Source organism: Chryseobacterium sp. 2P, from assembly GCF_059579425.1.
Genome location: NZ_CM184194.1, coordinates 860,463 through 885,069 on the forward strand (window position 1 = coordinate 860,463; position 24,607 = coordinate 885,069).

At 35.1% G+C, this 24,607-nt stretch carries 25 protein-coding genes; 21 read left to right on the top strand and 4 right to left on the bottom strand.

What is annotated here, in order from left to right; translation table 11 throughout:
* Positions 1–38: 38 nt before the first annotated feature.
* The 6 genes from AC52CF_RS03790 (at position 39) to AC52CF_RS03815 (ending at position 5,044) form a co-directional block, all read left to right on the top strand.
* Positions 39–950: an RHS repeat-associated core domain-containing protein gene (locus AC52CF_RS03790; protein ID WP_250902185.1), complete on the top strand. Its 912-nt coding sequence runs from the start codon at positions 39–41 to the stop codon at positions 948–950.
* A complete protein-coding gene (locus AC52CF_RS03795) occupies positions 916–1,572 on the top strand; it encodes a hypothetical protein (protein ID WP_214590713.1) in 657 nt (218 codons plus the stop codon). Before AC52CF_RS03790 ends, AC52CF_RS03795 begins: the two co-directional genes overlap by 35 nt.
* Before the next feature lie 258 nt (positions 1,573–1,830).
* Positions 1,831–3,051, top strand: coding sequence for an RHS repeat domain-containing protein (locus tag AC52CF_RS03800; protein WP_214590712.1), 1,221 nt, complete (start codon positions 1,831–1,833; stop codon positions 3,049–3,051).
* On the top strand, positions 3,051–3,500 hold the full coding sequence (locus AC52CF_RS03805; protein WP_214590711.1) for a hypothetical protein: 450 nt from the start codon (positions 3,051–3,053) through the stop codon (positions 3,498–3,500). The genes AC52CF_RS03800 and AC52CF_RS03805 overlap by 1 nt, the downstream gene beginning before the upstream one ends.
* A gap of 255 nt (positions 3,501–3,755) precedes the next feature.
* The gene (locus AC52CF_RS03810) at positions 3,756–3,932 is read left to right on the top strand and encodes a hypothetical protein (RefSeq protein WP_214590710.1); all 177 of its coding nucleotides are present in this window, start codon (positions 3,756–3,758) and stop codon (positions 3,930–3,932) included.
* Complete coding sequence (locus AC52CF_RS03815) at positions 3,929–5,044, top strand: RHS repeat-associated core domain-containing protein (protein WP_214590709.1); 1,116 nt, start codon at positions 3,929–3,931, stop codon at positions 5,042–5,044. The genes AC52CF_RS03810 and AC52CF_RS03815 overlap by 4 nt, the downstream gene beginning before the upstream one ends.
* A gap of 497 nt (positions 5,045–5,541) precedes the next feature.
* Here the strand turns inward: AC52CF_RS03815 and AC52CF_RS03820 are convergent, their stop codons facing one another.
* The gene (locus AC52CF_RS03820; protein WP_214590708.1) at positions 5,542–6,306 is read right to left on the bottom strand and encodes a 3'-5' exonuclease; all 765 of its coding nucleotides are present in this window, start codon (positions 6,304–6,306) and stop codon (positions 5,542–5,544) included.
* A 74-nt stretch (positions 6,307–6,380) separates the two neighbouring features.
* Positions 6,381–7,094, bottom strand: a complete 714-nt coding sequence (locus AC52CF_RS03825; protein ID WP_214590707.1) for a CDP-alcohol phosphatidyltransferase family protein — start codon at positions 7,092–7,094, stop codon at positions 6,381–6,383.
* A 125-nt stretch (positions 7,095–7,219) separates the two neighbouring features.
* Here AC52CF_RS03825 and AC52CF_RS03830 point away from each other — a divergent pair, with 125 nt between their 5' ends.
* From AC52CF_RS03830 to AC52CF_RS03880, 11 genes are all read left to right on the top strand, one after another.
* On the top strand, positions 7,220–9,151 hold the full coding sequence (locus AC52CF_RS03830; protein ID WP_375181618.1) for an LTA synthase family protein: 1,932 nt from the start codon (positions 7,220–7,222) through the stop codon (positions 9,149–9,151).
* A gap of 196 nt (positions 9,152–9,347) precedes the next feature.
* The gene (locus AC52CF_RS03835) at positions 9,348–9,764 is read left to right on the top strand and encodes a DUF2147 domain-containing protein (protein ID WP_375181617.1); all 417 of its coding nucleotides are present in this window, start codon (positions 9,348–9,350) and stop codon (positions 9,762–9,764) included.
* A gap of 109 nt (positions 9,765–9,873) precedes the next feature.
* Complete coding sequence (locus AC52CF_RS03840) at positions 9,874–10,854, top strand: pyruvate dehydrogenase complex E1 component subunit beta (RefSeq protein WP_076396100.1); 981 nt, start codon at positions 9,874–9,876, stop codon at positions 10,852–10,854.
* A gap of 123 nt (positions 10,855–10,977) precedes the next feature.
* Positions 10,978–12,972 (top strand): KUP/HAK/KT family potassium transporter, encoded by a 1,995-nt coding sequence (locus AC52CF_RS03845; protein ID WP_375181616.1) that lies wholly within the window; start codon positions 10,978–10,980, stop codon positions 12,970–12,972.
* 67 nt (positions 12,973–13,039) lie between these two features.
* Complete coding sequence (locus AC52CF_RS03850; protein ID WP_076396095.1) at positions 13,040–13,513, top strand: Fur family transcriptional regulator; 474 nt, start codon at positions 13,040–13,042, stop codon at positions 13,511–13,513.
* Positions 13,514–13,520: 7 nt separating this feature from the next.
* Positions 13,521–15,260 carry an OstA-like protein gene (locus tag AC52CF_RS03855; protein ID WP_336732761.1) on the top strand — a complete coding sequence of 580 codons (1,740 nt, stop codon included), beginning with the start codon at positions 13,521–13,523 and terminating at the stop codon, positions 15,258–15,260.
* 448 nt (positions 15,261–15,708) lie between these two features.
* Complete coding sequence (locus AC52CF_RS03860) at positions 15,709–16,884, top strand: aspartate aminotransferase family protein (protein ID WP_375181619.1); 1,176 nt, start codon at positions 15,709–15,711, stop codon at positions 16,882–16,884.
* A 51-nt stretch (positions 16,885–16,935) separates the two neighbouring features.
* The gene (locus AC52CF_RS03865) at positions 16,936–18,000 is read left to right on the top strand and encodes a hypothetical protein (protein WP_214590703.1); all 1,065 of its coding nucleotides are present in this window, start codon (positions 16,936–16,938) and stop codon (positions 17,998–18,000) included.
* 61 nt (positions 18,001–18,061) lie between these two features.
* Positions 18,062–18,625, top strand: coding sequence for an outer membrane beta-barrel protein (locus tag AC52CF_RS03870; protein ID WP_214590702.1), 564 nt, complete (start codon positions 18,062–18,064; stop codon positions 18,623–18,625).
* A gap of 190 nt (positions 18,626–18,815) precedes the next feature.
* A complete protein-coding gene (locus AC52CF_RS03875; RefSeq protein ID WP_214590701.1) occupies positions 18,816–19,202 on the top strand; it encodes an START-like domain-containing protein in 387 nt (128 codons plus the stop codon).
* A 75-nt stretch (positions 19,203–19,277) separates the two neighbouring features.
* The gene (locus tag AC52CF_RS03880; protein ID WP_496517880.1) at positions 19,278–20,087 is read left to right on the top strand and encodes an aminotransferase class IV; all 810 of its coding nucleotides are present in this window, start codon (positions 19,278–19,280) and stop codon (positions 20,085–20,087) included.
* 321 nt (positions 20,088–20,408) lie between these two features.
* Here AC52CF_RS03880 and AC52CF_RS03885 read toward each other — a convergent pair whose 3' ends face one another.
* Entirely contained in the window at positions 20,409–20,957 is a 549-nt protein-coding gene (locus AC52CF_RS03885) for a YqgE/AlgH family protein (protein WP_214590699.1), read from the bottom strand.
* 24 nt (positions 20,958–20,981) lie between these two features.
* Between AC52CF_RS03885 and pdxH the strand changes: the two genes are divergently transcribed.
* Positions 20,982–21,626 (top strand): pyridoxamine 5'-phosphate oxidase, encoded by a 645-nt coding sequence (gene pdxH, locus AC52CF_RS03890; RefSeq protein WP_496517881.1) that lies wholly within the window; start codon positions 20,982–20,984, stop codon positions 21,624–21,626.
* 62 nt (positions 21,627–21,688) lie between these two features.
* Here the strand turns inward: pdxH and AC52CF_RS03895 are convergent, their stop codons facing one another.
* Positions 21,689–22,000 (bottom strand): HU family DNA-binding protein, encoded by a 312-nt coding sequence (locus AC52CF_RS03895; protein ID WP_214590697.1) that lies wholly within the window; start codon positions 21,998–22,000, stop codon positions 21,689–21,691.
* A 399-nt stretch (positions 22,001–22,399) separates the two neighbouring features.
* Here AC52CF_RS03895 and panD point away from each other — a divergent pair, with 399 nt between their 5' ends.
* The 3 genes from panD (at position 22,400) to AC52CF_RS03910 (ending at position 24,606) form a co-directional block, all read left to right on the top strand.
* Positions 22,400–22,750 carry an aspartate 1-decarboxylase gene (panD, locus tag AC52CF_RS03900; RefSeq protein WP_048511083.1) on the top strand — a complete coding sequence of 117 codons (351 nt, stop codon included), beginning with the start codon at positions 22,400–22,402 and terminating at the stop codon, positions 22,748–22,750.
* 4 nt (positions 22,751–22,754) lie between these two features.
* The gene (locus AC52CF_RS03905; protein WP_496517882.1) at positions 22,755–23,837 is read left to right on the top strand and encodes a lysylphosphatidylglycerol synthase transmembrane domain-containing protein; all 1,083 of its coding nucleotides are present in this window, start codon (positions 22,755–22,757) and stop codon (positions 23,835–23,837) included.
* Between the two features lie 193 nt (positions 23,838–24,030).
* Complete coding sequence (locus AC52CF_RS03910; RefSeq protein WP_214590695.1) at positions 24,031–24,606, top strand: TerD family protein; 576 nt, start codon at positions 24,031–24,033, stop codon at positions 24,604–24,606.
* The last annotated feature ends 1 nt before the right edge of the window (position 24,607 follow it).

Sequence of the window (24,607 nt, forward strand, 5' to 3'; positions counted from 1 at the left end):
ACAAAAAAGATCAGTATATTTACCAGTATAAAGATCATTTGGGAAATACGAGGGTAAGCTTCGGAAGAAATAGCGCAGGAGCTCTTGAAATTATAGATGTAAATGATTATTACCCTTTTGGAATGAATCACCTAAAAAGTGGAAATTCTTTCTTTGGGGCGAGTTCGTATAAAAATTATAAATACAACGGAAAGGAATTGCAGGAGTCCGGTATGTATGATTATGGTGCAAGGTTTTATATGCCCGATATTGGACGTTGGGGTGTAATTGACCCACGAAGCCAATACACCCACGAAGCTTACAGTTATGTTTGGAACAATCCAATTAATTTTTGGGATCCTACAGGAATGGAGGGGGAAGATCCGGATCCTAAAAAAATATATGGTCCTAAAGGAGGTAAGCTTATTGAAGAAGTTGTAGTTACCGCATCAAAACCTCTACAAAAAAACACAGCAGGACTTTCTTTTACACATAAGGCTTTTGCGCCAGCAATACCTGTTGCGGCTTATCTTTTGGAAGCTGCTTATTATGCATTAGTAGGGTATGCGGCTTGGGATATTGCTGATAAAGCTTCCGATGTCATTAAAAATAGAGATTTGTCTGAACAAAATGATGCAGAAGAAACTGCCTCTGGTACACCTGATGTATTTCCTGATGCTGGAGAGGAAACAGATATTAATGGCGTTCCTGTTCCTGTTGACGATAGTGGTATTAAAAAACCTATAGACTTTTTGGCTTTTTCAAAGGTCGCGAGAGGAAACCAAAGAGATACAGGATTAATTGGATGGTCGGATGAAGATATTGCTACAGAATTAGCAGGTTTGAAAGGTAATTTGTCAAAGGAACAAAAAGCATTAAAGCAAAGACTTGTCAAAGAACAAAAAGCACGTACAACCCGTAATAAACAGAAAAAAAGTGGAGAAAAAGGTACAGGAACAGGCAGAAGATAATAACTTGAAAACTCATTTTGAAAGCAGATATTTAAGTGAAAGAATAGATTTTTTGCAAGAGTATGATTTTGTTAAGGATGAGAGTAATTTTGAATATTTCAAATCCTTTATATTTGATTTTGAACTCACAAAAAATGATTGGTATAATTCTCTCATAATTAATTTAGCTGATGAATTAAATATTGTTCATAATAGTTTTTATAAACGATATTTAAATTATTTAACCAATAGGAAGTATTATCTATTTAGACTTTCAATTTTAGATTACTTTGCAAACAACCATATATTTTACAAGAAGATTTATAGACAAAAAGATTTTGAAATAATTAAAAATAGTCGAAACCTTAAGCGGATAGTCAAGAACCAAGTAATTGTTAATGATTTAATATTTGATTTAAAAAATAAAAGAATATACATTGATGAACTTAAGAAAAGTTATAGGGTAACACAAGATTACAAAAGTCATATAAGACTTTATAATTATATTATGAATTTTGAACTTGACGAGATAATCAGCAAAACTGATTTAAATTATTTAGTTGAAACTACTCAAAATAAAAAATTAGGAAGAGCGGTGGATCTTAAGCTTTTAGAATTTGCAAATTATTTTAATGGAAAATAAAAATAAGCAACACAAAAGAGGCTGCCCGATTACCCCGCTCTCGCGGATTTGTAATCCGTGAGCAATAATAAATAACCCACCGCAAAGCGGTGGGTTTTGTGTTTTATAGTGTTGCTGCGTTTTTGGCAAAAAAATCTTTAAACTTTTTATTGGTAAGCATTTTTTCCACGAGGCGAAAAATGGTTTGCTTGTCTTCCTCCTCGAGCTGCTGTATTAATCTGATCTGTTCGAGTTCCGTTTTATCTTCAAAATTATCCGATGGAAGCCATGATGATGATGACTCCCCAAAGCAGGGCTATGGAGATGCAGGCATTTAGTCCTGATGACATCGGAGGGTTTCAGCCTGTAGGTGCGTTTAACGTAATGAAAAATCCTGACCTAGAGTTTTTCCCAACCGCAGAAGGATTTTATGATTACAAAAAAGATCAGTATATTTACCAGTACAAAGATCATTTGGGAAATACGAGGGTAAGTTTCGGAAGAAATAGCGCAGGCGCTCTTGAAATTATAGATGTAAATGATTATTACCCTTTCGGAATGAATCATTTGAAGAGTGGAAATTCTTTCTTTGGGGCGAGTTCGTATAAAAATTACAAGTATCAGGGACAGGAATTACAGGAGACTGGTTTTTACAGTTTTAAGTGGAGAAACTATATGCCGGATGTAGGAAGGTTCTTTAATATTGATCCTTTGGCAGAAAAATATACTTACAATTCTACGTATGCATTTCAGGAAAATAAAATGGGAATGGGAGTCGAGTTGGAAGGCTTGGAACTATTGAAAAATCATACTGGATTTTTTGCAATCCATGGTAATGCAATGAGAGTTGTCCGAGCACCAATATCACAGATAAGTAATGGATATGCAACCTTCACACCAGCGGATATTGGATTATCCACGCAAGGATATAATCCGGGTGCTGCAAGAATGTCTGATGGCTCCAGCGGTTTAAAATTAAAATCTTATGCTTATAGCGGTCCTACTCCAAACGGAGGAACTATGGAAAATGTAAAGGAAATGCCGGAAAGTGCTGACAGCCAAAAATTTAAGACCTATAGAAGGAATAAAGAAAGGGTAATTACTAACCCAAGGATTAAATTCTATGATAAATTAAGCGCAGGACTGGGAGGCGCACAAGAATTGTTAGGATTATTAGATCTGGCTGCTAATGTTCCTGATGCCATTAAAAGTACAAAAGCATATGTACAGGCTTCTAAAGATGTGAAACTTATTAATTCTCAAGCTAAAACAATGGATAGAGCTATAGATTTGGTAAATGAAAGTGGAATTGAAATGAACCAACAAACAAGAAATGATGTGATCAATTTTGTTTTTGATGGAACTGTACCAAATCCGGGAGCAGGATTGATGCCAAATTCATTAATCATCCAAAATGGAACGCAAATTCTAAGAAATAATAATTTGCCTGTGCAGCCTCTTAACGAGCAGTTGAACACCAATAAAAAAGTTTTACCATAATGAAAACAATTAAATATATTTCATTTATCTTAATATTATTAAGCATCAGTTGCTGTGTAAATCAGAAACAAAAAGATGAAGAGCAAATCAAAAATACTGTTCGAGAATATTGGACTGCTGTTAAGAATAATGATTTGCAATCATATAATGGTTTAATCTACGAATCTGAAAATTTTCCTGGTGTAACAGCAGGTGATTTGTATTTTTTACACAAGCATTACAAAGCTTTAAATATACAAGAAAAATTAAAAGATGAAATAAAAATTAAAGATACAATAGGTTTATCACCAGATATAAAGATGAAATATGTACAATATATATTTAAAAAAGAAGATTATAGTAACATGAAAAAACCTTTGACTGTAACATTAATTTTTTATAAGCCAATAGGTTTTAATAAAATATCAGATCCGGTAATTTTAGAAAATCACATAGGTTGGGATAAATAATCCCGATGACGCGGATTTTTAACCCCAATCTCGCGGATTTGTAATCCGTGAGCAATAATAAATAACCCACCGCAATTGCGGTGGATTTTGTGTTTTATAAAGTTGTTTCGTTTTGTCATACAAAACGAAACTATAGCGTAGCAATATTTTTCTGTAGATAATCTTTAAATCGTTTTTTAGAAACGAAAGTTTCGATTAGTTTTAGAAGAATGTTTTTTTCTTCGGCATCGAGTTCATTGATAAGTTTTAACTGTTTTGTTTTTTTCCATTGAAGAAAATAATATCATCTACGGAAATCCCGAAATGTTTAGCGACAAAAACCAATTTATCAACAGGAATACTCCGATGGAAGCCATGATGATGATGGCTCCCCAAAGCAGGGCTATGGAAATGCAGGCTTTCAATCTTGTTGATTTAGGAGGTGTGGAATGATTAAAACTCCTGACTTAGAGTTTTTCCCAACCGCAGAAGGATTTTATGATTACAAAAAAGATCAGTATATTTACCAATACAAAGATCATTTGGGAAATACGAGGGTAAGTTTCGGAAGAAACAGCGCAGGCGCTCTTGAAATTATAGATGTAAATGATTATTACCCTTTCGGAATGAATCATTTGAAGAGTGGAAATTCTTTCTTCGGAGCGGGTTCGTATAAAAATTATAAATACAATGGGAAGGAACTGCAGGAATCCGGCATGTATGATTACGGAGCAAGGTTTTATATGCCCGATATTGGACGTTGGGGTGTTCAAGATTTATTAAGTGAATTTTACTATTCACACTCACCATATAATTATGTTGGTAATAATCCCATTATCAGGACAGATCCTACAGGAGCAGATTGGTACACAGACAAAGATGGTAATTACCAATATAATTCCAAACTTAATAAAGATAACGCAGATCAGTTCTTTAAAGACAATAAAATTGAAGGGGCAAAATATTTCGCGGCTAGTGGTAAAGCTGTTTCTGGATATAATTTAGGAAAAGATAATCAAGAAATTACTTCAAGTTATAATTTAAATAGCGATGGCTCGGTAACTGATAATATTTTAGGTAAAAACATTGATGCTGGTTCAACAGGACAATTAGGAGAAACAGGTAAATCTGTGACTGCTGTGGATGATAGACCGACAGGTGATTTAAATAAGAATGGTGATAAATTTTATTCGAATGATAAAAATACATATCAATTAAATAATAATCATTGGGTTAAATTATCTGGTCAAATGGTTGATGCAAATGCTCTTCATGCTGGAGGAATGGGATCTATTTATTCAACTTACAATTCTATTACCTTAGTAGATCGTGCTATTTATAATGATAATTTAGCAACCATTTTTGATTATACAATTGATTTAAAAGGATTGGCAGTTGGTATGGGTTTATCTTCTATAGAGAAAGGGAAATTTGAAAAACCTTCTATAAAAGGTCTTGTAATTGGGTTTATTTATAATTTTTATTCAGGAACCTTTAATCAATTAAATTCAATAAGAGAACATGATGAAAACGCTGAGAAAAATATAAATCAGAATAAAAAGTAATGATAAACGGTAGAATTATTATAAGAGCAATTATATATTTATTGAAATTTTGTGGAATTATCATAGGGATTGATATTATATATAATATTATAGTGCATCATCAATTAAAATCTGCTAATATAATATTTGATATTATTTTTGGTTTTCTTTTTTGGATACTATTTCTTTTTTCTGACAGATTTCAGTCTCATAAATTTTGATATGCCATGATCTCGCGGATTTTTAATCCGTTAGCAATAATAAATAACCCACCGGAAAGCGGTGGGTTATGTGTTTTATAGCGTAGCTGCGTTTTTGGCAAAAAAATCTTTAAACTTTTTATGGGTAAGCATTTTTTCCACGAGCCGGAAAAATGGTTTGCTTGTCTTCCTCTTCGAGCTGTTGTATTATCTGATCTGTTCAAGTTCCGTTTTATCTTCCAAAATTACTTCTTTAGGAATAGAACCGTCATAATCAATCGCTCATTAAAGCATCTTTTTAACCGGCTCACTTATCATTTAAAACTTGCTTGATAATTGGATTTTCGTGAAAACCTTTTTGGTATACAATGGGAAATCAGCGTTCTGAAGCCATCCGTAATAGCCCAGATCTTTCTGGAAAACAGATTTTACCGTTTGTCCCTTATATTTTCCGAAAGCAAAGATTTCCTGTCCGTTTTCGTTGAAGTGAATCATTCCGGCAAGATCTGCGAATTTGTTCTGAGACGAAAAATTGCTTAATTCTGCGATTTCGTTCGGTACATCATCGTATTTTCCGACCTGCGCATCAAGTACTTCGAAAGTTGCCATAACATCGGCTTCCGCAGAATGGGCGTTTTCCAGTGTTTTTCCGCAATAAAACTGATAGGCAGCTCCCAAATTTCGGGGTTCCTTTTTAAAGAAAATGGTCTGTGCATCAACCAGTTTGAATTTATTCAAATCAAAATCAAACTCGGCACGAAGCAGCTCTTCCGCTAACAATGGAACATCGAATCTGTTGGAATTGAAACCTCCTAAATCCGCACCGGTAATCATTTCCATCACTTTTGGAGCAATTTCTTTAAAGGTGGGCGCATCTTTTACATCTTCATCATAAATTCCGTGGATTTCGCTGCATTCTTTCGGGATCGGCATTTCAGGATTTACCCTCCATGTTTTGCTTTCTCTCGACGAATCAGGATTTACTTTTAAAATACAGATTTCAACAATACGGTCTTTCCCGATGTTCGTTCCTGTGGTTTCCAGATCAAAAATGCAGAGCGGTTTATGTAGTTTTAAATTCATTTTTTATAATTTGAAAATTTGAGAATGTGGTAATTTGAAAATGGATTTAAATGTCCATTATTCAACACATAAATTTATTTTAGTTGTTTTTGAAATATAATTGAGATTAAAATATAATAAAGAATCACCATCGGGATTCCGACCGTTTTAAAGATAGCTAAAATAATAACAGAACCAACCAATAACGCAATTTTAGGATAATTATCCTGCAGTTTCATCGATTTGAATTTCATCGCGATCATTTTTATCGGCGAGATCAAAAGCCAGGAAGAAATTACGTTTAAAACAATCAATGCAAGTTCATTATTCATGAGAAATTCAAAGCTCTGATTTTCTTTGAAAGCGTAAAACAGTCCGAAAATTAAAATCGTATTACTCGGCGTATTCAGTCCTTTAAAATAATATTTCTGATCTTCGTCTAAATTAAAAATTGCCAGTCTTAAACAGGAAAATAATGTAATCAGCAACCCGAAATATTGAATCCCAAACGGTAAGGTCATCCCAAAGAGATCCGTTCCAAACGGTTCAAGCATTTTAAACATCGTCAGTCCCGGAACCAGTCCGAAGCTCACCATATCTGCTAAAGAATCTAGTTGGGTTCCAAGATTGGAGTTTGCCTTTAACGCTCTTGCCGTAAAACCATCAAAGAAATCCAGAACCAGAGAAAGCACGATGCAAATCGCAGTCGTCTGATAATCTCCTGAAATAAGATGAATGGCGCCGATACATCCGGAAAACAGGTTTCCTAACGTTATCGCGTTGGCAAGATTATTTTTAATAAAATTCATAGGCACAAAATTAATAAATTAAAGTAACAAAGCGTTAATTAAACAGTGCATCAATTATTGTGGATTGATAAGCCGTTACAGGGAGATATTGTTAAATTAATTCGAATTTAATGTAAATTTGCAGCATGAAATTGTTTAAAGAATTTAGAAAACAGGAAGTTCTGGTGCTTTTGTACAGAATTTTTTTAGCCTATTTTTTCTATCAGATCGCAAGATTTTTATTCTGGTACTTTAATAAAGACTTAATAAAGATCGATTCTGTTTCAGATTATTTCAGTCTGTCTTTCCATGGGATTGCGTTCGATACAACGGCAATTTTATATGTAAATGCCCTTTTTATTCTTCTGAGCATCATTCCGGTCATCATCAATACTAAAAAAAGTTATCAGAAATTTCTTTTCTGGCTGTATTTTATCACCAACGGAATTGCTTATGCAATGAATTTCGGAGATATGGTGTATTTCAGATTTTCGCAGATGAGGCTTACTTCTGCCGCGTTGCAGGTTGCGCAGCACGAAAGCAATATTTTTAAGGTTTTTACAACTTCTGTTGCTCAGAATCCTTTTGTTCTGATTGGATTTGTTGGTTTAATGATCCTTTGGATTTTTCTTTATAAAAAAGTAAAAGTTCAGGAAAACAAACCAGAAAAGCTGGTTCCGTATTTTGTGTGGTCTGTGATAACGCTTTGCATAACGGCTGTTTTGGCTGTCGGTGGAATCCGTGGAGACTTTAAGCACAGCACAAGACCCATCAATCTGGTGGATGCCAATCGTTTCGTGAAAATTCCGGCGCAGGGAAATGTCGTTTTGAACAGTACGTTTTCCTTTTTCCGAACTTTAAATACGAATAATTTTAAAGAAGTTCATTTTGTAGATGAAAAATTTATTGAACAGAACATTCATCCTTATAAAGATTATAACAGAGAAGTCGCAGAAAAACCAAATATTGTTATTTTTATTGTTGAATCCTTCGGAAGAGAATATTCAGGAGCATTCAATAAAGACAAAAATATCAAAGATTACATTTCTTACACTCCGTTTATCGACAGTTTGGCAGGGCAGAGTCTTATTTTTCCGAATACTTTTGCTAACGGAAGGCAATCTATTCACGGGATGAGTTCCGTTCTTGCCGGAATTCCGAGTTTAACGGACGCTTTTACAAGTTCGCCGTATTCCAACCAGAAAATCCAGTCCATTGTTTCTGTCTGCAACGAAATGGGATACGATACTTCTTTCTATCACGGCGCTCCGAATGGTTCCATGGGATTTTTAGGCTTTGGAAACATCTTGGGCTTCAAACATTATTTTGGAAAGACCGAATATAATAATGATAATGATTTCGATGGAATCTGGGCAATCTGGGATGAACCTTTTTTACAGTATTTTGCGAAAAATGTAGGGAAAAAGCAGCCTTTCATGGCAACCGTATTCACGGCATCTTCACATCATCCGTTTAAAATCCCTGAGAAATACAACGGAAAGTTTAAAAAAGGAAAAATTCAGATGCATGAACCAATTCAATATACGGATTTTGCCATCAGAAAGTATTTCGAAACAGCTAAAAAACAGCCTTGGTTCAATAATACCATCTTTGTTTTTACGGGAGATCATACCAACGAAATTTATTATCCCGAATACGATAAAACAATGAATCGTTTCGCAGTGCCTCTAATCTTTTATTCCCCAAATCCTGCGTACAATTTAAAAGGTGTAAATCCTGAACTGGCACAGCAGATTGATATTTATCCTACGCTTGCAGATTTAATCGGCTATCATAAAAAAATCAGAAGCTGGGGAAGAAGTCTGGTGAGCGAGAAGCAGTATTCGCCGATTATTGCCAATTCAGACGGAACGGTGGAGCAGTTTATCATCGGGAATTACATCTACCGTTTCGATGGAAAAGAGATTGTAGGGATCTTTGATCAGTCTGATTTAGGAATGGAAAAAAATCTGATGGATCAGTTGAGATCTGATCCGGAAGCGCAAAAAGGAAAGCAAATTGCCAAAGCCTGGTATCAGGATTATATGGATCGGGTAATAAACAGAAAAATGAATTAAATCATAATGAATTGATTCTCATTGCTGAATGTTGTACTAGATATTGTGTTTTACCACTTTTTGTCCTGTTTTTTTGGTATATATCTTGTAATCTATGTGAAGGATAATAAAATTTTTTGTTGTTTTAAAATTAATTTATATTTTTAGCAATAATAGACAACGAAATTATTTTATTGAAATTAAAATTATAAGAAATATGAGAAAATTATTGTTAACCTTCGCGCTTTCATTATTCGGAGTAATGTCTTTTGCGCAGATCGAAGGAAAATGGAAAACCATAGATGACGAAACAAAACAGGCTAAATCTATTGTTGAGATCTATAAAAAAGGAGATCAGTATTTCGGGAGAATTTCCCAATTGCTGATAAAACCGGCTAACCCGAACTGTACGGAATGTAAAGACGACAGAAAAAACAAGCCTATTCAGGGACTGGAAATCATCAGAAACCTAAAAAAGGATGGGGATGAATTTACAGGAGGTACGATTACAGATCCTAAAACAGGAAAAACGTACAAGTGTACGATCACGAGAAGCGGCGATAACCTGAATGTGAGAGGATATATTGGTTTATCTTTCATCGGAAGATCACAGACCTGGCAGAAAGTTAATTAACCGGATTAAATAAAAATTAATAAGCGGCATTTCATTAAATGAAATGTCGTTTTTGTTATGTAAATAATAAAAAAACACTACTTTTGTACTCTAAATTTTTCAAATAAATATGGCAGAATATACTTTTCGTGAGGTAATTGCACAGGCAATGAGCGAGGAAATGCGTAAAGACGAATCCATCTATTTAATGGGGGAAGAAGTTGCAGAATATAACGGTGCATATAAGGCTTCAAAAGGAATGCTGGATGAATTTGGTGCTAAAAGAGTAATCGATACACCAATTGCTGAGCTTGGTTTCGCAGGGATTTCTGTGGGAGCTGCAATGAATGGTAACAGACCGATTGTAGAATTTATGACCTTCAATTTCTCTTTGGTGGGGATTGATCAGATTATCAATAATGCTGCAAAAATCCGTCAGATGAGTGGAGGACAGTGGAACTGCCCGATCGTTTTCCGTGGTCCTACAGCTTCTGCAGGTCAGTTGGGTGCAACGCACTCTCAGGCTTTCGAAAGCTGGTATGCCAACTGTCCGGGATTAAAAGTGGTCGTTCCTTCAAATCCTTACGATGCGAAAGGGTTATTAAAAACAGCGATTCAGGATAATGATCCGGTAATTTTCATGGAATCTGAGCAGATGTACGGAGACAAAATGGAAATTCCTGAAGAAGAATACTATTTACCTATCGGAAAAGCAGATATCAAAAGAGAAGGTTCTGATGTAACGCTGGTTTCTTTCGGAAAAATCATGAAGCTTGCTATTCAGGCTGCTGAAGATTTGGCTAAAGAAGGTATTTCTGTAGAAGTTATTGATCTTAGAACAGTTCGTCCGTTGGATTATGATACTGTTTTGGCATCCGTTAAAAAGACAAACAGACTGGTTGTTTTGGAAGAAGCGTGGCCATTTGGTTCTGTAGCGTCTGAAATTACCTACATGGTTCAGCAGAAAGCATTCGATTATCTGGATGCTCCAATTAAGAGAATTACAACTCCTGATGCTCCTGCTCCTTACTCTGCAGCATTATTTGCAGAATGGTTCCCGAAACTTGAAAAAGTAAAAGAAGAGATCAAAAAAGCAATGTACGTTAAGTAATTACACGATTATAGAAAAAAACTTCCGGAAGGAAGTTTTTTCATTTATTATATTCATGAAGAAAAATTCATGGGGATGTAAATTTGGCTTAAATTTGCGCGTTTAAAAATTAAATTAGCTGGTATGACAGAAGTTACAGAAGGCGGTCATCATTTTGACATCAAAAAGCTTTCTTTCATTGGAATTTTAGTGTCACTCGGAATTGTATTCGGAGATATCGGTACTTCCCCGCTTTACGTAATGAAAGCGATTGTTAACGCAAGAGGAGAAGGAAGTACGATGCCTTTCAATGAGTATATCGAAGGGGCGTTGTCCTGTATTATCTGGACACTTACACTTCAGACGACAATTAAATATGTGATCATTGCTCTTAGAGCAGACAACAAAGGAGAAGGGGGAATTTTAGCATTGTTTTCTCTGGTTAAAAATCTTAAAAAAGGCTGGCTCTATCTTATTGCTATCGTAGGAGCTGCCGCGCTTATTGCGGACGGAGTAATCACACCTTCGCTTACGGTAATGTCTGCAATTGAAGGTCTTGAAATTTATAATCCGGATACCCCGGTTGTTCCGATCACCATTGCGATTCTTATTATGATCTTCGTGGTTCAGCAGTTTGGTACGAGCTTTATCGGGAAATTCTTCGGACCTGTAATGGTAATCTGGTTCCTCGTTTTGGGAGGTTTGGGATTGTCTCATTTGAGCGAAAATCTTGAGATTTTAAGATCTTTCAATCCTTATTATGCCTATAAACTTATTGCCAACTCTCCGAGCGCAATTGTAATTTTAGGAGCGGTTTTCCTTTGTACAACCGGAGCGGAAGCGCTTTATTCCGACTTAGGACACTGCGGTGCCAAAAATATCCGTGTAAGCTGGGCATTTGTAAAAATCATGCTGATCTTAAATTATTTGGGACAGGGAGCGTGGCTTTTAACCAATTACGGTAAACCCGGCTTTTCGGTAATAAATCCTTTCTTCGGAATCATGGAAGAGTGGATGGTTGTTCCGGGAGTTATTCTGGCTACAGCGGCGGCAATTATTGCCAGTCAGGCTTTAATTACAGGATCATTTACCATTTTCTCAGAGGCAATGTCCTTAAATTTATGGCCTAACCAGAAAATTGATTATCCTTCCGGAGTAAAAGGACAAATGTACATCCCAAGAATTAACTGGGGGCTTTTACTGTTCTGTATTGTGGTGGTTCTTCACTTCAAAGAATCAGGAAAAATGGAAGCAGCTTACGGTTTATCCATTACGGTAACCATGTTAATGACCACGGTTCTTTTAGTTTATTGGTTATTAAAACATAGAGTAAACAAAGCGTTAATCCTTGTTTTTGCGTTTGTTTATATGGCAATCGAATTAGGTTTCTTCAGTGCAAACGTAATCAAATTCATGGAAGGAGGATGGATTACGGTCGTATTGGCTGGATCTATCGGAGTTTGTATGTATGCTTGGTACAACGGAAGATCTATTAAAACAAAATTCATCAAATTTATTAAGCTTGAGACCTATATTCCGATCATTAAAGATATGAAGCTTGATGAAACAATTCCTAAATATGCGACTAACTTAGCGTATTTAAGCCGTGCGAAGAGAAATGATGAGATCGAATCGAAGATTATTTATTCAATCATCAAAAAACAGCCGAAAAGAGCCGATCATTATTTCATATTAAGCATTACCAATCAGGAAGATCCATATACTTTTAAATATGCAGTAGACGAAGTTCTTCCGGGAACGATCTATAAAATTAACTTCATGTTAGGATTTAAGATAGACCGAAGAATTAACGATTATTTCGATATGGTTCTCAGAGATCTGATGGCAGACGGAACAATTCCTTCAAGAAGCAGCCATCCTTCATTAAGAGCGCATAATATTCCGCCGGATCTGAAATATGTGATTATAGACAATACCTATATCAACGATATTCTTCTTACGGTTAAAGAAAAAATCATTCTTAATATTTATAATTTCGTTAAATATATCGGAAGCGACGACTTTAAAGCATGGGGAATCACTTCGCACAACGTTGTGGTAGAATCTGCGCCTATGACGGAAGACTGCGTCGGAAAATCCAAAATCGAGCAGTGCGAATTTATCCGCCACAAAGGTTAAATTCTTTAACACAGTATGACAATTTGTATTTAAATAAAAATCAATAAATTTGTAGATAAATTTTTTGATGGATACGATACAAAAAGAAAAAAATATTGCGCTGATAAAGGATGTTTTAAGAAACTATTTATTGGAAAAAGGTTTCAGAAACACGCCTGAAAGATATACAATACTTGAAGAAATATACGGTATGGATCATCACTTCAACGTGGATGATCTGTACCTTTTAATGTTGCAGAAAAAATACCACGTTTCCAAAGCAACAATCTACAATACAATTGAAATTTTCCTTGATGCAGGACTTATCCGTAAGCATCAGTTCGGGGAAAAAACACTCACTTCTTCCTCTTACGAAAAATCTTATTTTGATAAACAGCACGATCATTTAGTCGTGTATAAAAAAGATTCAGATAAGGAGATTGAAGAGATCATCGAGTTTTGTGATCCGAGAATTCAAGGAATAAAAGAAGCAATTGAACAGGCATTTGGCGTAAAAATTGATTCCCATTCGCTGTATTTTTATGGCACAAAGAATGATTAATCAATTCATGAGACTATTTGCTTTATTCCTAGTCTCTGTTTCAACGTTTTTATTTGCACAGAACCAGCCGAAAACTCTGCAAAAAGATCCTTATTTTACCAACACGACTCCTCAAAAAAATGCTCCGCCTGCTGAAAAGGTGAAGCACATCCATTCTGATGAATTAAGAAAGGACGATAAATACGACGGAAATAATTATTTCGTGGGTAATGTACAGTTTTCGCATCAGGGTTCTTTGCTGAATGCAGATCTAGTAATTGTGTATGAAGAGCAGAATTTCATCAAAGCCATCGGGAATGTAAAATTACAGAACGCCGATGGTTCAGTAATTACAGCCGATGAAATGGAGTACGACGGAAATACACAAAAAGGAATTGCCCGGAAAAATGTAGTTCTTACCGATCCGAAAGGAACGGTGATAAAAACGGAAACCATGTATTACGACAGACTCTCCAATCAGGCGTATTACAACACCGGAGGAACCATTAACGACGGAAAAAGTACAACGTATTCCAAAACAGCAACCTATTTTCTGACAACCAGAACGATTGATCTTTCCGGAAGAGTGAAAATAGAAGATGCTCAGTACATTCTGGAAGGAGATAATGTGGTTCAGAATCAGAATACAAACATCGTAAACATCAACGGACCGACCACGATCATCAACAAGAAAAATCCTAAAAACCGAATCGTTACCGATAAAGGAAATTACAATACAAATACGAAAGAAGCTTTCTTATACAAAAACTCCAGAGTATATTACAACGATAAAATTCTTACCGGAGATGAAATGTATTACAACCAGTTGTCCGGTTTCGGAAAAGCAACAGGAAATGTAACGCTGGATGATCCGAACGAAAGAAGATTCATAAAAGGAGGTTACGGAGAAATTTACGAAAAGAAAGATTCTGCCATGATGACCAAAAATCCGTATGCTGTAAAAGCTCTGGAAAAAGATTCGATGTACTTTGCGGCAGAAAAAATTATTTCTTTTCAAAAACCGGATCCTGAAGATATCAAGGTGAAGAAAAGTTTTCTTCGGGCATACAAAAAAGGTCGTTTTTATAAATCTAATGCGCAGGGAAGAGCGGATTCTATTGCTTTTAATGAAACAGACGGAGTTCTTCACATGTATACCAATCCTATTTTATGGAGCAACGGAAAGCAGGTGACCGGAGATAAAGTTGAGGCATATTTCAATACCCAAAAAGAAAATATAGATTCCTTAAAAGTTATCGGGAATGCTTTTGCTATCAGTAAAGTCGATTCTCTGAATATGAAAGACGAATTCAATCAGGTAAAAGGCAAACTGATGACGGTTTATTACGGAGAAGATAACAATATCAAAGAAGCAAAAGTAATCGGAAATGCTCAGGCAATTACCTATTCCGATGATGAAAATGAGCAGACAAAGGAAAAAGAAAGAATAGGGATTTCTCTCACTTCATGCGGTATTATTGATGCTGTTTTTGAGGAAAAAATGCTGTATGTTGTTGCCTGTAATATTGGTGCGGCATCAGACACATATCCTATGAGTATGATAGAACCCGAAAGGCGGAAGTTTCCGGATTTCAACTGGAATACCAAAGACCGGATTTTGAAATGGCGGGATATCCTCGTGGATACACCGAATTATGAGGAAGTGAAATACGAAGCCGACAATACACTTTATAACAAAGCTCAGGAAGCAGTAGAAAAAGCTAAAGCCAAAGAAGAAGCGAAAAAACCGAAACGTGTAAGAAGATAATTCGTATTTTTTTTAAGCTAAAAAGCCGAAAAATATAAATAGTCACCATTTTATTCATTTAAAATGGTGATTTATTTTTATAAAACTCCCTGAAACAAGTCGGTAGCTCATATTTTCTTTAAAAAAATTAAACTTTTTTAAAGTGTTTTATTCAAAAATCTGTGAAGCGGAAAGCCTGATGACTATTCGGTTTTTCAATTAGTAAATTTTCATGGTTTGTTGAATTGGTTTGCGATGTTGCTACTGAATGTAAATATTTTTTATTGAATGTGTATTTTAATTGTTTTTTTTCTATATATTTACCTAAGAATATATGAAACTATATTAATATTTTGTGATTTGGTGGTATTGCCCGCAGTTTTCTGCGGGCAATTTTTTTATTCTGTCCGTTTCATTTCGGTGTTTGCCGAATCTTTTATAGTTTTGCTAAAATTTTGGAACAATGGAAATGCAAAAGGATTTTTTTATATATCAGGCTCAGACGACAAAGTTTGCTGCTGGTTTTGAAGTAGAGAAGGCGGAAGGAAGCTATATTTTTGGCAAAGACGGAAGAAGATATCTGGATTTTGTAGCGGGCGTTTCTGCCAATACTTTAGGACATTCCCATCCAAAAGTAGTTGATGCCATTAAAGAACAGGCGGAAAAATATCTTCACGTCATGGTTTACGGAGAATATGCACAGGAAAAGCCGGTGGCTTTATGTAAACTTTTGGCAGAAGCTACTCCCGATCCTTTAGAAATTACTTATCTTGTAAACAGCGGTGCAGAAGCCATCGATGGAAGTCTGAAACTGGCAAAAAGATATACCGGAAGAGAAGAAATTGTTTCATTCAAAAACTCTTACCACGGAAATACACACGGTGCGTTAAGTGTATCCGGGAATGAATTTCATAAAAGAGAATTTCGCCCGTTATTGCCAATGGTTTCGTTCATTGAATTTAACAGCGAAAAAGATTTCGATAAAATTACCGAGAAAACAGCCTGTGTTATTTTAGAAACCATTCAGGGTGCGGCAGGATTTTTAGTTCCTAATGATGATTATTTAATTAAACTAAAAAAGAGATGTGAAGAAGTAGGAGCATTATTAATTCTGGATGAAATTCAGCCGGGATTCGGAAGAACCGGAAAGCTTTTTTCTTTTGAGCATTTCGGTATCGTTCCGGATATTCTTGTTATGGGAAAAGGAATGGGTGGCGGAGTTCCTGTAGGAGCTTTTATGAGTTCACGGGAAATTATGGAAACACTTTCGCATTCTCCGAAATTAGGGCACATCACAACTTTCGGTGGAAATCCGCTTATCGCTGCTTCAAGCTATGCAACTTTAAAGGAAGTTCTGGAAAGCGGTCTGATGAATGAAGTGGAAGAAAAAGAACAACTATACAGAAGTCTTCTGGTTCATCCAAAAATAAAAAACATTAACGGAAAAGGGCTTATGTTGGCTGTAAATCTCGGATCTCCCGAATATACTTTAGACGTAGCGAAAAGATGTATGGAAAAAGGACTGATTGTTTTCTGGCAGCTTTACCGAAATGAATATCTGAGAATTTCTCCTCCGCTTACCATTTCTAAAGAAGAAATAGCAGAAGGATGTAAAATTATTCTTGACGTATTAAATAATTTGTAGGAAACAAAAATTATTTTTACTTTCGCACCGTTTTAAAAAAAATAATAACTAATGAAAAAAATTATTCTCGTTGCAGGGCTAGGGTTTGCAACAATCATGGGAACTCAGTCTTGCAGTTCTTCTACGGATGATTCTATCCACACCACGACCGTTAATGAAGATAAAGCTAACATTAAAAAAACAATCGACGGTTTTTACAGCAAACTGAATACAATGGATGATGGAGATCTTTCAAAATTCATTTTGTACTCAATGTTTAACAATACCGCTCAGGAATTTGATGACAGTTATCTGAACAATGTTGTAGAAGGCTGGGAAAATCAGTTTGGAGAAGCGCTTATCAATAACAAGCTTCAGTTTGCCAACAGATTAGGAACTTATACTTACAACAATGCAAACGGAACCTGGACAAAAATTGCCAATTCTTCCAATGTTGTATTGAAATTTCCGTCCGTAGCCAATTCTTCTGTAATCGATAGTGAATTAACTCTTTCGTCGTACACAGATATTCAGACAAGTTACAATTCTGAAGTAGTTTGGTTGCCTAAAACCTTTAATCTTGTATTGAAAAGAAGCGGAAATACAGTGTTTAGCATGGATTTATCCAATGTAACATTTGATAACAGTACGAATTTCAGTATGCCAATCAGTGCAAATATTCAGATTTTTGCATCACCAATGACGCAGAATATTGTATGGACAAGAAACAGCGCTAAAGACTTCCAGTTTAAGTATAACAATACAATTCCTCAGGGATCTTCAAGCGAAGTGATTGCTAATGTAATCTTAAAACATTCTGATTACGCCAATATCTCTTCAAAAGACGACTTTAAAACCATTTCAGGTTCTATTAAAGAAGGAGATCTTAAAATTGTTGCAACCATGAATGTTGAAGCTCTTGCTCCGCTTGCAGATCCTACCGATGCGCAGATTAATAATAATACAAAAGGAGAAGTATTTTATTTAGGGCAAAAAATCGGAGATCTTGTTTACAAAACGGTAAATGGAGAAGGAGAGTTCTTTATTGTATATTTCGATGGATCATCTGAAAATACAGATGTTTACATCGGCGATTTCGAGCAAAAAGTTAAAGCTATTTTTGCTAATTATCTTTAATAATTAATACAAAAAACACACATCTCAAAGGTTTCATCATATCTTTGAGATGTTTTTTATTATGAAACGAATTATTTCAATTTTTTTGCTGGTACTTTCTGCTTCAGTTTTTGCACAGGCTCAAAATGATAGTTTATTTGCAATCCCGAGAAATCAGGTCGGAATTAGTCTCAATAAATTCATTAAATCTGTATTTGCATCCGATGATAACGCAATGATTATTAATTATCGGTATTCGGGGAAAAACAAATGGTCTTACAGAACAGGATTTGATTTTAAGAATGATGACAGTGAAGGCGGATATTCTCAATTCGCTTTTAAACTTGGGATCGACAGAAATCTGAAAAGATACAGAAGATGGAATTTTTACTACGGAGCAGATTACTTCTTCAGATATTCCAATTACAAAAACATCAATAAACCGCAGTATGATAATGGTTTAGGTGTGTTTTTAGGAGTACAGTATTTTCTTTCTCCTCATTTCTCACTTTCTACGGAACCAATGTTATATTACAAATATATTTATGTAGTAGATCGTTCGAGTTTTCAGAAAGATAATAAAACGGCATGGTCAGAAACCGGATTCGGGAGAATAGGTTTTGTGGAACTCAATTTTCATTTTTAAAATAATACAGCTCTTCATCCGAAGAGTTTTTTTATGCCTTTAAAATAGAGTTATTATGTTAAAAGAATAATTAAACATCTATTTAAAAATCTCTGACAAATATCATGAAGATTGTGCAAAAAAGTAAACACATTTTTGTGTAATAAAAAAATTAATTTATATATTGCGGAACGATTAAAACAAAGATTATATGGCGAAACATAAAGTCCATTACGAATTCCCAATGCATTGTTTATCAGAGATTTTATATGAATATCTGGCAACGGCGGAAGGGTTGTCTGAATGGTTTGCAGATGATGTGACAGAGAAAGGTGATGACTTCTTTTTCAGCTGGGGTGGAGGTCCTTCTGAGAAGGCTACTTTAATAAGATATAAGCCTGAAGGTTTCGTACGTTTCCGATGGGAAGAAGATGAAGGAACAAAGAATTTCTTTGAAATGACGATCACAATTGATGACATTACGGAAGACCTGTCTCTGAACATTACCGATTTCTGTGAAGAAGGGGATGAAGAAGAAAATGCGATGTACTGGGAAAATCTTATCGAAAATCTTAGAATTAAATTAGGAGCAGCCTAAACGTAGGCACGCTGAATTATAAAACTGATGAACGATTTATCGTTCATTATTTTTTTGTAAATAAATCAGATTACAGTGGAAAATCAATATTTTACATCAGACGAAATCAATGTGAAAAACAGAGCCTTTCTTTCGGGGGATGCCGTGAAGATTTCTTTTTTTATCAGAAACGGAAAATTAATCATGGATGAAGAATGCTATTTCTTCCTGATGGCTTCCATGAGGAAAATGAGACTGAATATTCCTTTAACCTACACACTTGAATTTTTTCAGACATTATTTCAGAAAGAAGTTATTGAAGGAAAAAACATTCAGGATGCGATCATTAATTTTCAGGTTTTCAGAAATTCGGACGGAATTACCCGTTCCAAATCCTCAGTTTCTTACTTTTATGAAATTACAGAAACCCAAGATCTGTTAGCATTGCATGAAAGAAATCTGGAACTTGATTTAATTAAGGAAATAAACGTTAATAACAACCTTTTAAGCAATATCAGGGTTCACAGTCCGGAAAATATTTACAGCGAAATTTATGCGCAGGAAAACGATCTTGATGATGTCATTCTTCTCAACCCGAATAAAAGAATTGCGCGAACAACTTTCGGGAATCTCTTGTTTCTGGAAGGTGATGTGATCAAAATCCCAAAACAGACAGAGGGAGCCTACATTTCGCCGCTTATGGAGAACTTTGTAACCTTCTTACACAAAAATAATCTTGCGGATATACAGGAACATGAGATTATTGCATTTGAGTCTCAGAAAGCGGAAGAAATACTCTTAATTTCGGATGAAAAAGGAATATTTTCTGTAGGTAAAATAAGAAATAAAACTTTCGGAAACCAGCGGTTCACGGAACTTATTAAAAACTGGAAGGAAAGTTTCTAGATGAAAATTGACAAACCCGGTAAACAACAAAGTTCCGAAAGTCCTTTACCGGGTTTTTATTCTGATAAATCAGAATTTGTATCTTTATTTATTGTTCTCTGAAAATTTCAGAAAATTTATCAGCAATTTGTTTTTGACTTTTCTCGTTGGTCAAATTGTTAAACTTTAATCTCTTGATCATGTTTCATTTAGCATCATCATTTGTTCCTTTTATATCAAAGAGATTTAGTTTACCAGATAACGTAAAACCTTTGCTTAAAATTGGTTAACGTTTTCTTAAAATTTGTTAAATATTTCAATGATATTAATGAATTTCTCTTGCTAGTTTAAAGAAATATTTTCAGGAGAATTTGCCCATAAAAGAAATTCGCCACCAAGATTCTGCATGATCGATTTCCAGAGGGTTTGATCGTTTGGCAACGTGTAATCCAGATTGTAAACATCTACCACAGTCCATAATTTTCTCTGTATTTCTTCCTCAAGCTGTAACGCTGACCATCCGGAATAGCCGGAAAATATTTTGACATTATTGATGTCCAGTTCGCCGCTGAGAACAGCGCTGATGATGTTTTCAATATCTTCGGTAAGATAAAATTCCGGGGTAATTTCTGTATACATTTCAGTTACTTTTTCCCCTTTTACAATAAAAAAAACTTTGTCATTTCCTACAGGACCGCCGTCGTAAACTTCAATTCTGAAATCGAAAAAATCTTTGAATTTACCGCTCATCTGGTTATTTTTTTTATTTAATATTAAACCAAATGCACCACTTTCATTATGTTCAATAATCAAAACAACAGATCTGGAAAAAATATCGCCGGAAATGTCGGGTGTGGAAATTAATATTTTACCTTTGTAAGAGTAATTCATACTCAAATTTAATAAAAAATATTTATGGAAAACCTGCACGATAAAAGAAAAGTGTACGAGAAATCCCAACTTATTGAAAGTGAGATAAAACAAAATCCTATTGAACAGTTTCGGGACTGGTTTATGGAAGCCAGCGAAAATCCGAACATCTCTGAAGCGAATGCAATGGCACTTTCTACACTGGAAAACGACGGTTGTCCCCGTACAAGAATGGTGTTGTTAAAGGCTTATACATACGAAGGATTTATTTTTTACACCAATTATGACAGCAGAAAAGGAAAATCCATAGAGAAGACACACAAAGCCTGTCTTCATTTTTTCTGGCCCAATCTGGAAAGGCAGATCATTATTAAAGCTGAGATGGAACGTATTGCAGAAAACCTGAGTGACGGATATTTCCATTCCAGACCAAAAGGAAGTCAGTTAGGAGCTGTAGTTTCTCCTCAAAGTGAAGAAATTCCGAACCGTGAATTTTTGGAAGACAAGCTTCAGCAACTGGAAGAAAAGTATACAGACACAGAAATTCCAAGACCTGAAAACTGGGGCGGGTATATTGCAAAGCCTTATGAAATAGAATTCTGGCAGGGGAGACCAAACCGTCTGCACGATAGAATTGTTTATGAATTGGTTGATGGTCTCGATTGGAAAATTGCGAGATTAGCTCCTTAAAATAGATGCAATAAAAAACCTCATCATCCGATGAGGTTTTATTTTTTCTTTAATCTGAGTGATTATTTTTTCTTTTTACCCGGAGCAGGAGCATTCGCTGAAGCAACAGCTGCAGAAAGGTCTGCACCAGCTTTGAATTTAGCAACAGTCTTAGCTTCGATGTTAATTGGCTTTTTAGTTGCAGGGTTGATTCCTTGTCTTGCAGCTCTTTCAGCTACTGAGAAAGTTCCAAACCCTACTAAAGAAACTTTTCCGTCTTTTTTCTTTAAAGTAGTAGTAACGTTAGAGATAAATGATTCTAAAGCAGCTTTAGCTGCAACTTTAGTGATGCCGGCATCTTTGGCGATTGCGTCGATTAATTCAGACTTGTTCATAATTTTTAATATTAAAGTTAGTTCGTTATAATAGCAAATATAATACTATTTTCTAAATGTGCAATTTTTTTGCAAAAAAATAAATAAATTTTTTGATTTTAAGTAAAATTGGTTAAAATATGATAATTCAGCTTTTTACGAAAAATCTACGTTACCCGTTACTAAAATCATGCCAATTGCTTATCTGTATTGACTTTACCAAAAATTCAATATTATTTTTTGTATTTATTAAATCCTGAATTGTATAGTAAGTATTGATGGTTTTCAGGATATGTTTATAAATTCTGTAAATAAAATCTTTAAAAATTACGTTTAATAAAATTAAAGTTCTGGGTTTCTGCTGGTTTTAAATTCATTTTAAAAGACGGTTTTATAAATTATTATTAATAAATTTGCACCATGTTAATAGAAGTTTTTAAGTCTAAGATTCACAGGGTGAGAGTTACGGCTTCTGACCTTAATTATATTGGGAGTATTACGATAGATGAAGACCTTATTGAAGCTGCAGGTTTGGTAGTGGGAGAAAGAGTTTATATCGTAAATGTGAATAACGGAGAGCGTTTCGACACTTATGTTATTAAAGGAAAAAGAAAATCGGGAGAAGTTTGTCTTAACGGTCCTGCGGCGAGAAAAGTACAGAGAGATGATATCATTATTATTATCGCTTATGCACAGATGACTCCGGAAGAGGCGCAGAATTTCCAGCCGAAGATTGTTTTCCCCGACGAAAAAACGAACCTTTTAACGTAACCGGATGGGGAAGAACTCAAAAAATCCTCTGAAATCCATTCTTACGATAGTGATCTCGCTTGCTTTTGCAGGCTTTTTTTTATGGTTCGCTTTAAAGGGGCTGGATTTTAAAGTGATCCAGAAATCCATTGAAAGAGCAAATTATACCTGGGTCTTTATTGCAGGAATTTTTGGTTTGTTAGCATATTGGCTGCGTGCAATACGCTGGAATATTCTTCTCGAACCGATGGGATATAAAATTTCCGATGCAAATGCTTTCTGGACCATATCTTTTGGATATTTGATGAATCTTACGATTCCGAGAAGCGGGGAACTGGCAAGATCTACAGCATTGTACGGTGTAGAAGACGTTCCCGTTGATAAATCTTTCGGAACTATTATTTTAGAAAGAGTTGTAGACCTTATCTGTATGATAGGTTTTCTGGGGCTTACCATCATTTTCAAGTATGATGCTATTCTTTCGTTCTATGATATTGCAACCGGACAGAAAGAGGAAAAGGTAAAAGTGGAGCATGGCTTTTTTGAAAAATTTCTAATGAAAATAGGAATTGTAGATTTTACTGCTTTTTATTTCTATATGAAGATTTCTCTTTTCCTGTTGGCAATCGTAGGATTAATTATTTTGTTTAAATACAAAAAAGATAAACTTATAGGATTCGCCAAAGGAATTTTGCAGGGCTTAACCACAATATTCAAGCTCAGACAAAAAGGGAAATTCATTCTTTATACAATAGGAATCTGGATATGTTATTTTCTTGCTGCTTATCTTGTATGTTTTTCCCTTCCCGAAACATCAGATTTTACCATAGGAGACGGCTTCTTTATTATTACAGTGGGAACTTTCGGAATGATTGTGCCTGCAAGCGGAGGAATTGGCGCTTTTAATCTGGCGATGAAATATGGCTTTATGGCTCTTTTTATTTCTGCAGGTAAAAATGCTGTAACAGGCGGTGAAATGGGATTAATATATTCTTTTATATCCCTGCCCTTACAGTTTCTGCTCACAATTATTACCGGATTGCTTTCAATTCCTGCTTTAGCGAGAGCAAGGAACAAAAATGTGGTTAAAAAAGAATTTACAGAATAATTTATCTTTTAATTAAATCTTTTGAAAATATAAAATCCGGTCATAACGATCGGATTTTTTTAGGCTTAATTTTTAATGAATTTCAAAATTTTATGTTTTGCAATTTACATAATTTTTTGTCACAAAATTTTTTGGAAATTTACTAAAACCGCCATAACTTCGATAAACAATACATAAAACACATATCATTATTATGGCAATTAATTTACAGAAAGGGCAAAGAATTGATCTTGGATTTACAAAAATGACCATCGGTCTCGGATGGGATCCAAATGAAGGAATGGGATATGATTTTGACCTTGATGCCTCCGCAATTATGATTGATGCGGAACGAAAACTGGTGAGTGAAGAATATTTTGTTTTTTATAATAACCTGCATTCGCCGGATGGTGCACTTACACATACAGGAGATGATCCAAGTGGAAAAAACAGCGACGGAGATGATGATGAAGCCATCATTATTGATCTCGAAAAAGTAGACGAAAGAGTTCAGGAAATTCTTTTTGTTGTTACCATCGAAGATTTTGATAGGAGAAAGCAGAATTTCGGACAGGTAAGAAATTCTTACATCAGAATTGTAGACAATAATACCAATATGGAAATTGCCAAATACGAACTGGATGAAGATTTTTCCATAGAAACCGGAATTGAATTCGGAAGACTGTACAAACGTGGCGGAAGCTGGAAATTTGAAGCTTCGGGAATCGGCTACAGAGCAGATCTGGGTTTCTTTCTTGAAAAATATTACAAAGGACAAATTATAAAATAAA

Excerpts from the sequence above, each read along its gene's own strand:
- AC52CF_RS03800 (WP_214590712.1), top strand. The coding sequence starts at position 1,831 with ATGGAAGCCATGATGATGATGACTCCCCAAAGCAGGGCTATGGAGATG.
- AC52CF_RS03805 (WP_214590711.1), top strand. The coding sequence starts at position 3,051 with ATGAAAACAATTAAATATATTTCATTTATCTTAATATTATTAAGCATC.
- AC52CF_RS03815 (WP_214590709.1), top strand. The coding sequence starts at position 3,929 with ATGATTAAAACTCCTGACTTAGAGTTTTTCCCAACCGCAGAAGGATTT.
- AC52CF_RS03820 (WP_214590708.1), bottom strand. The coding sequence starts at position 6,306 with ATGAATTTAAAACTACATAAACCGCTCTGCATTTTTGATCTGGAAACC.
- AC52CF_RS03825 (WP_214590707.1), bottom strand. The coding sequence starts at position 7,094 with ATGAATTTTATTAAAAATAATCTTGCCAACGCGATAACGTTAGGAAAC.
- AC52CF_RS03830 (WP_375181618.1), top strand. The coding sequence starts at position 7,220 with ATGAAATTGTTTAAAGAATTTAGAAAACAGGAAGTTCTGGTGCTTTTG.
- AC52CF_RS03835 (WP_375181617.1), top strand. The coding sequence starts at position 9,348 with ATGAGAAAATTATTGTTAACCTTCGCGCTTTCATTATTCGGAGTAATG.
- AC52CF_RS03840 (WP_076396100.1), top strand. The coding sequence starts at position 9,874 with ATGGCAGAATATACTTTTCGTGAGGTAATTGCACAGGCAATGAGCGAG.
- AC52CF_RS03845 (WP_375181616.1), top strand. The coding sequence starts at position 10,978 with ATGACAGAAGTTACAGAAGGCGGTCATCATTTTGACATCAAAAAGCTT.
- AC52CF_RS03850 (WP_076396095.1), top strand. The coding sequence starts at position 13,040 with ATGGATACGATACAAAAAGAAAAAAATATTGCGCTGATAAAGGATGTT.
- AC52CF_RS03855 (WP_336732761.1), top strand. The coding sequence starts at position 13,521 with ATGAGACTATTTGCTTTATTCCTAGTCTCTGTTTCAACGTTTTTATTT.
- AC52CF_RS03860 (WP_375181619.1), top strand. The coding sequence starts at position 15,709 with ATGCAAAAGGATTTTTTTATATATCAGGCTCAGACGACAAAGTTTGCT.
- AC52CF_RS03865 (WP_214590703.1), top strand. The coding sequence starts at position 16,936 with ATGAAAAAAATTATTCTCGTTGCAGGGCTAGGGTTTGCAACAATCATG.
- AC52CF_RS03870 (WP_214590702.1), top strand. The coding sequence starts at position 18,062 with ATGAAACGAATTATTTCAATTTTTTTGCTGGTACTTTCTGCTTCAGTT.
- AC52CF_RS03875 (WP_214590701.1), top strand. The coding sequence starts at position 18,816 with ATGGCGAAACATAAAGTCCATTACGAATTCCCAATGCATTGTTTATCA.
- AC52CF_RS03885 (WP_214590699.1), bottom strand. The coding sequence starts at position 20,957 with ATGAATTACTCTTACAAAGGTAAAATATTAATTTCCACACCCGACATT.
- pdxH (WP_496517881.1), top strand. The coding sequence starts at position 20,982 with ATGGAAAACCTGCACGATAAAAGAAAAGTGTACGAGAAATCCCAACTT.
- AC52CF_RS03895 (WP_214590697.1), bottom strand. The coding sequence starts at position 22,000 with ATGAACAAGTCTGAATTAATCGACGCAATCGCCAAAGATGCCGGCATC.
- panD (WP_048511083.1), top strand. The coding sequence starts at position 22,400 with ATGTTAATAGAAGTTTTTAAGTCTAAGATTCACAGGGTGAGAGTTACG.
- AC52CF_RS03905 (WP_496517882.1), top strand. The coding sequence starts at position 22,755 with ATGGGGAAGAACTCAAAAAATCCTCTGAAATCCATTCTTACGATAGTG.
- AC52CF_RS03910 (WP_214590695.1), top strand. The coding sequence starts at position 24,031 with ATGGCAATTAATTTACAGAAAGGGCAAAGAATTGATCTTGGATTTACA.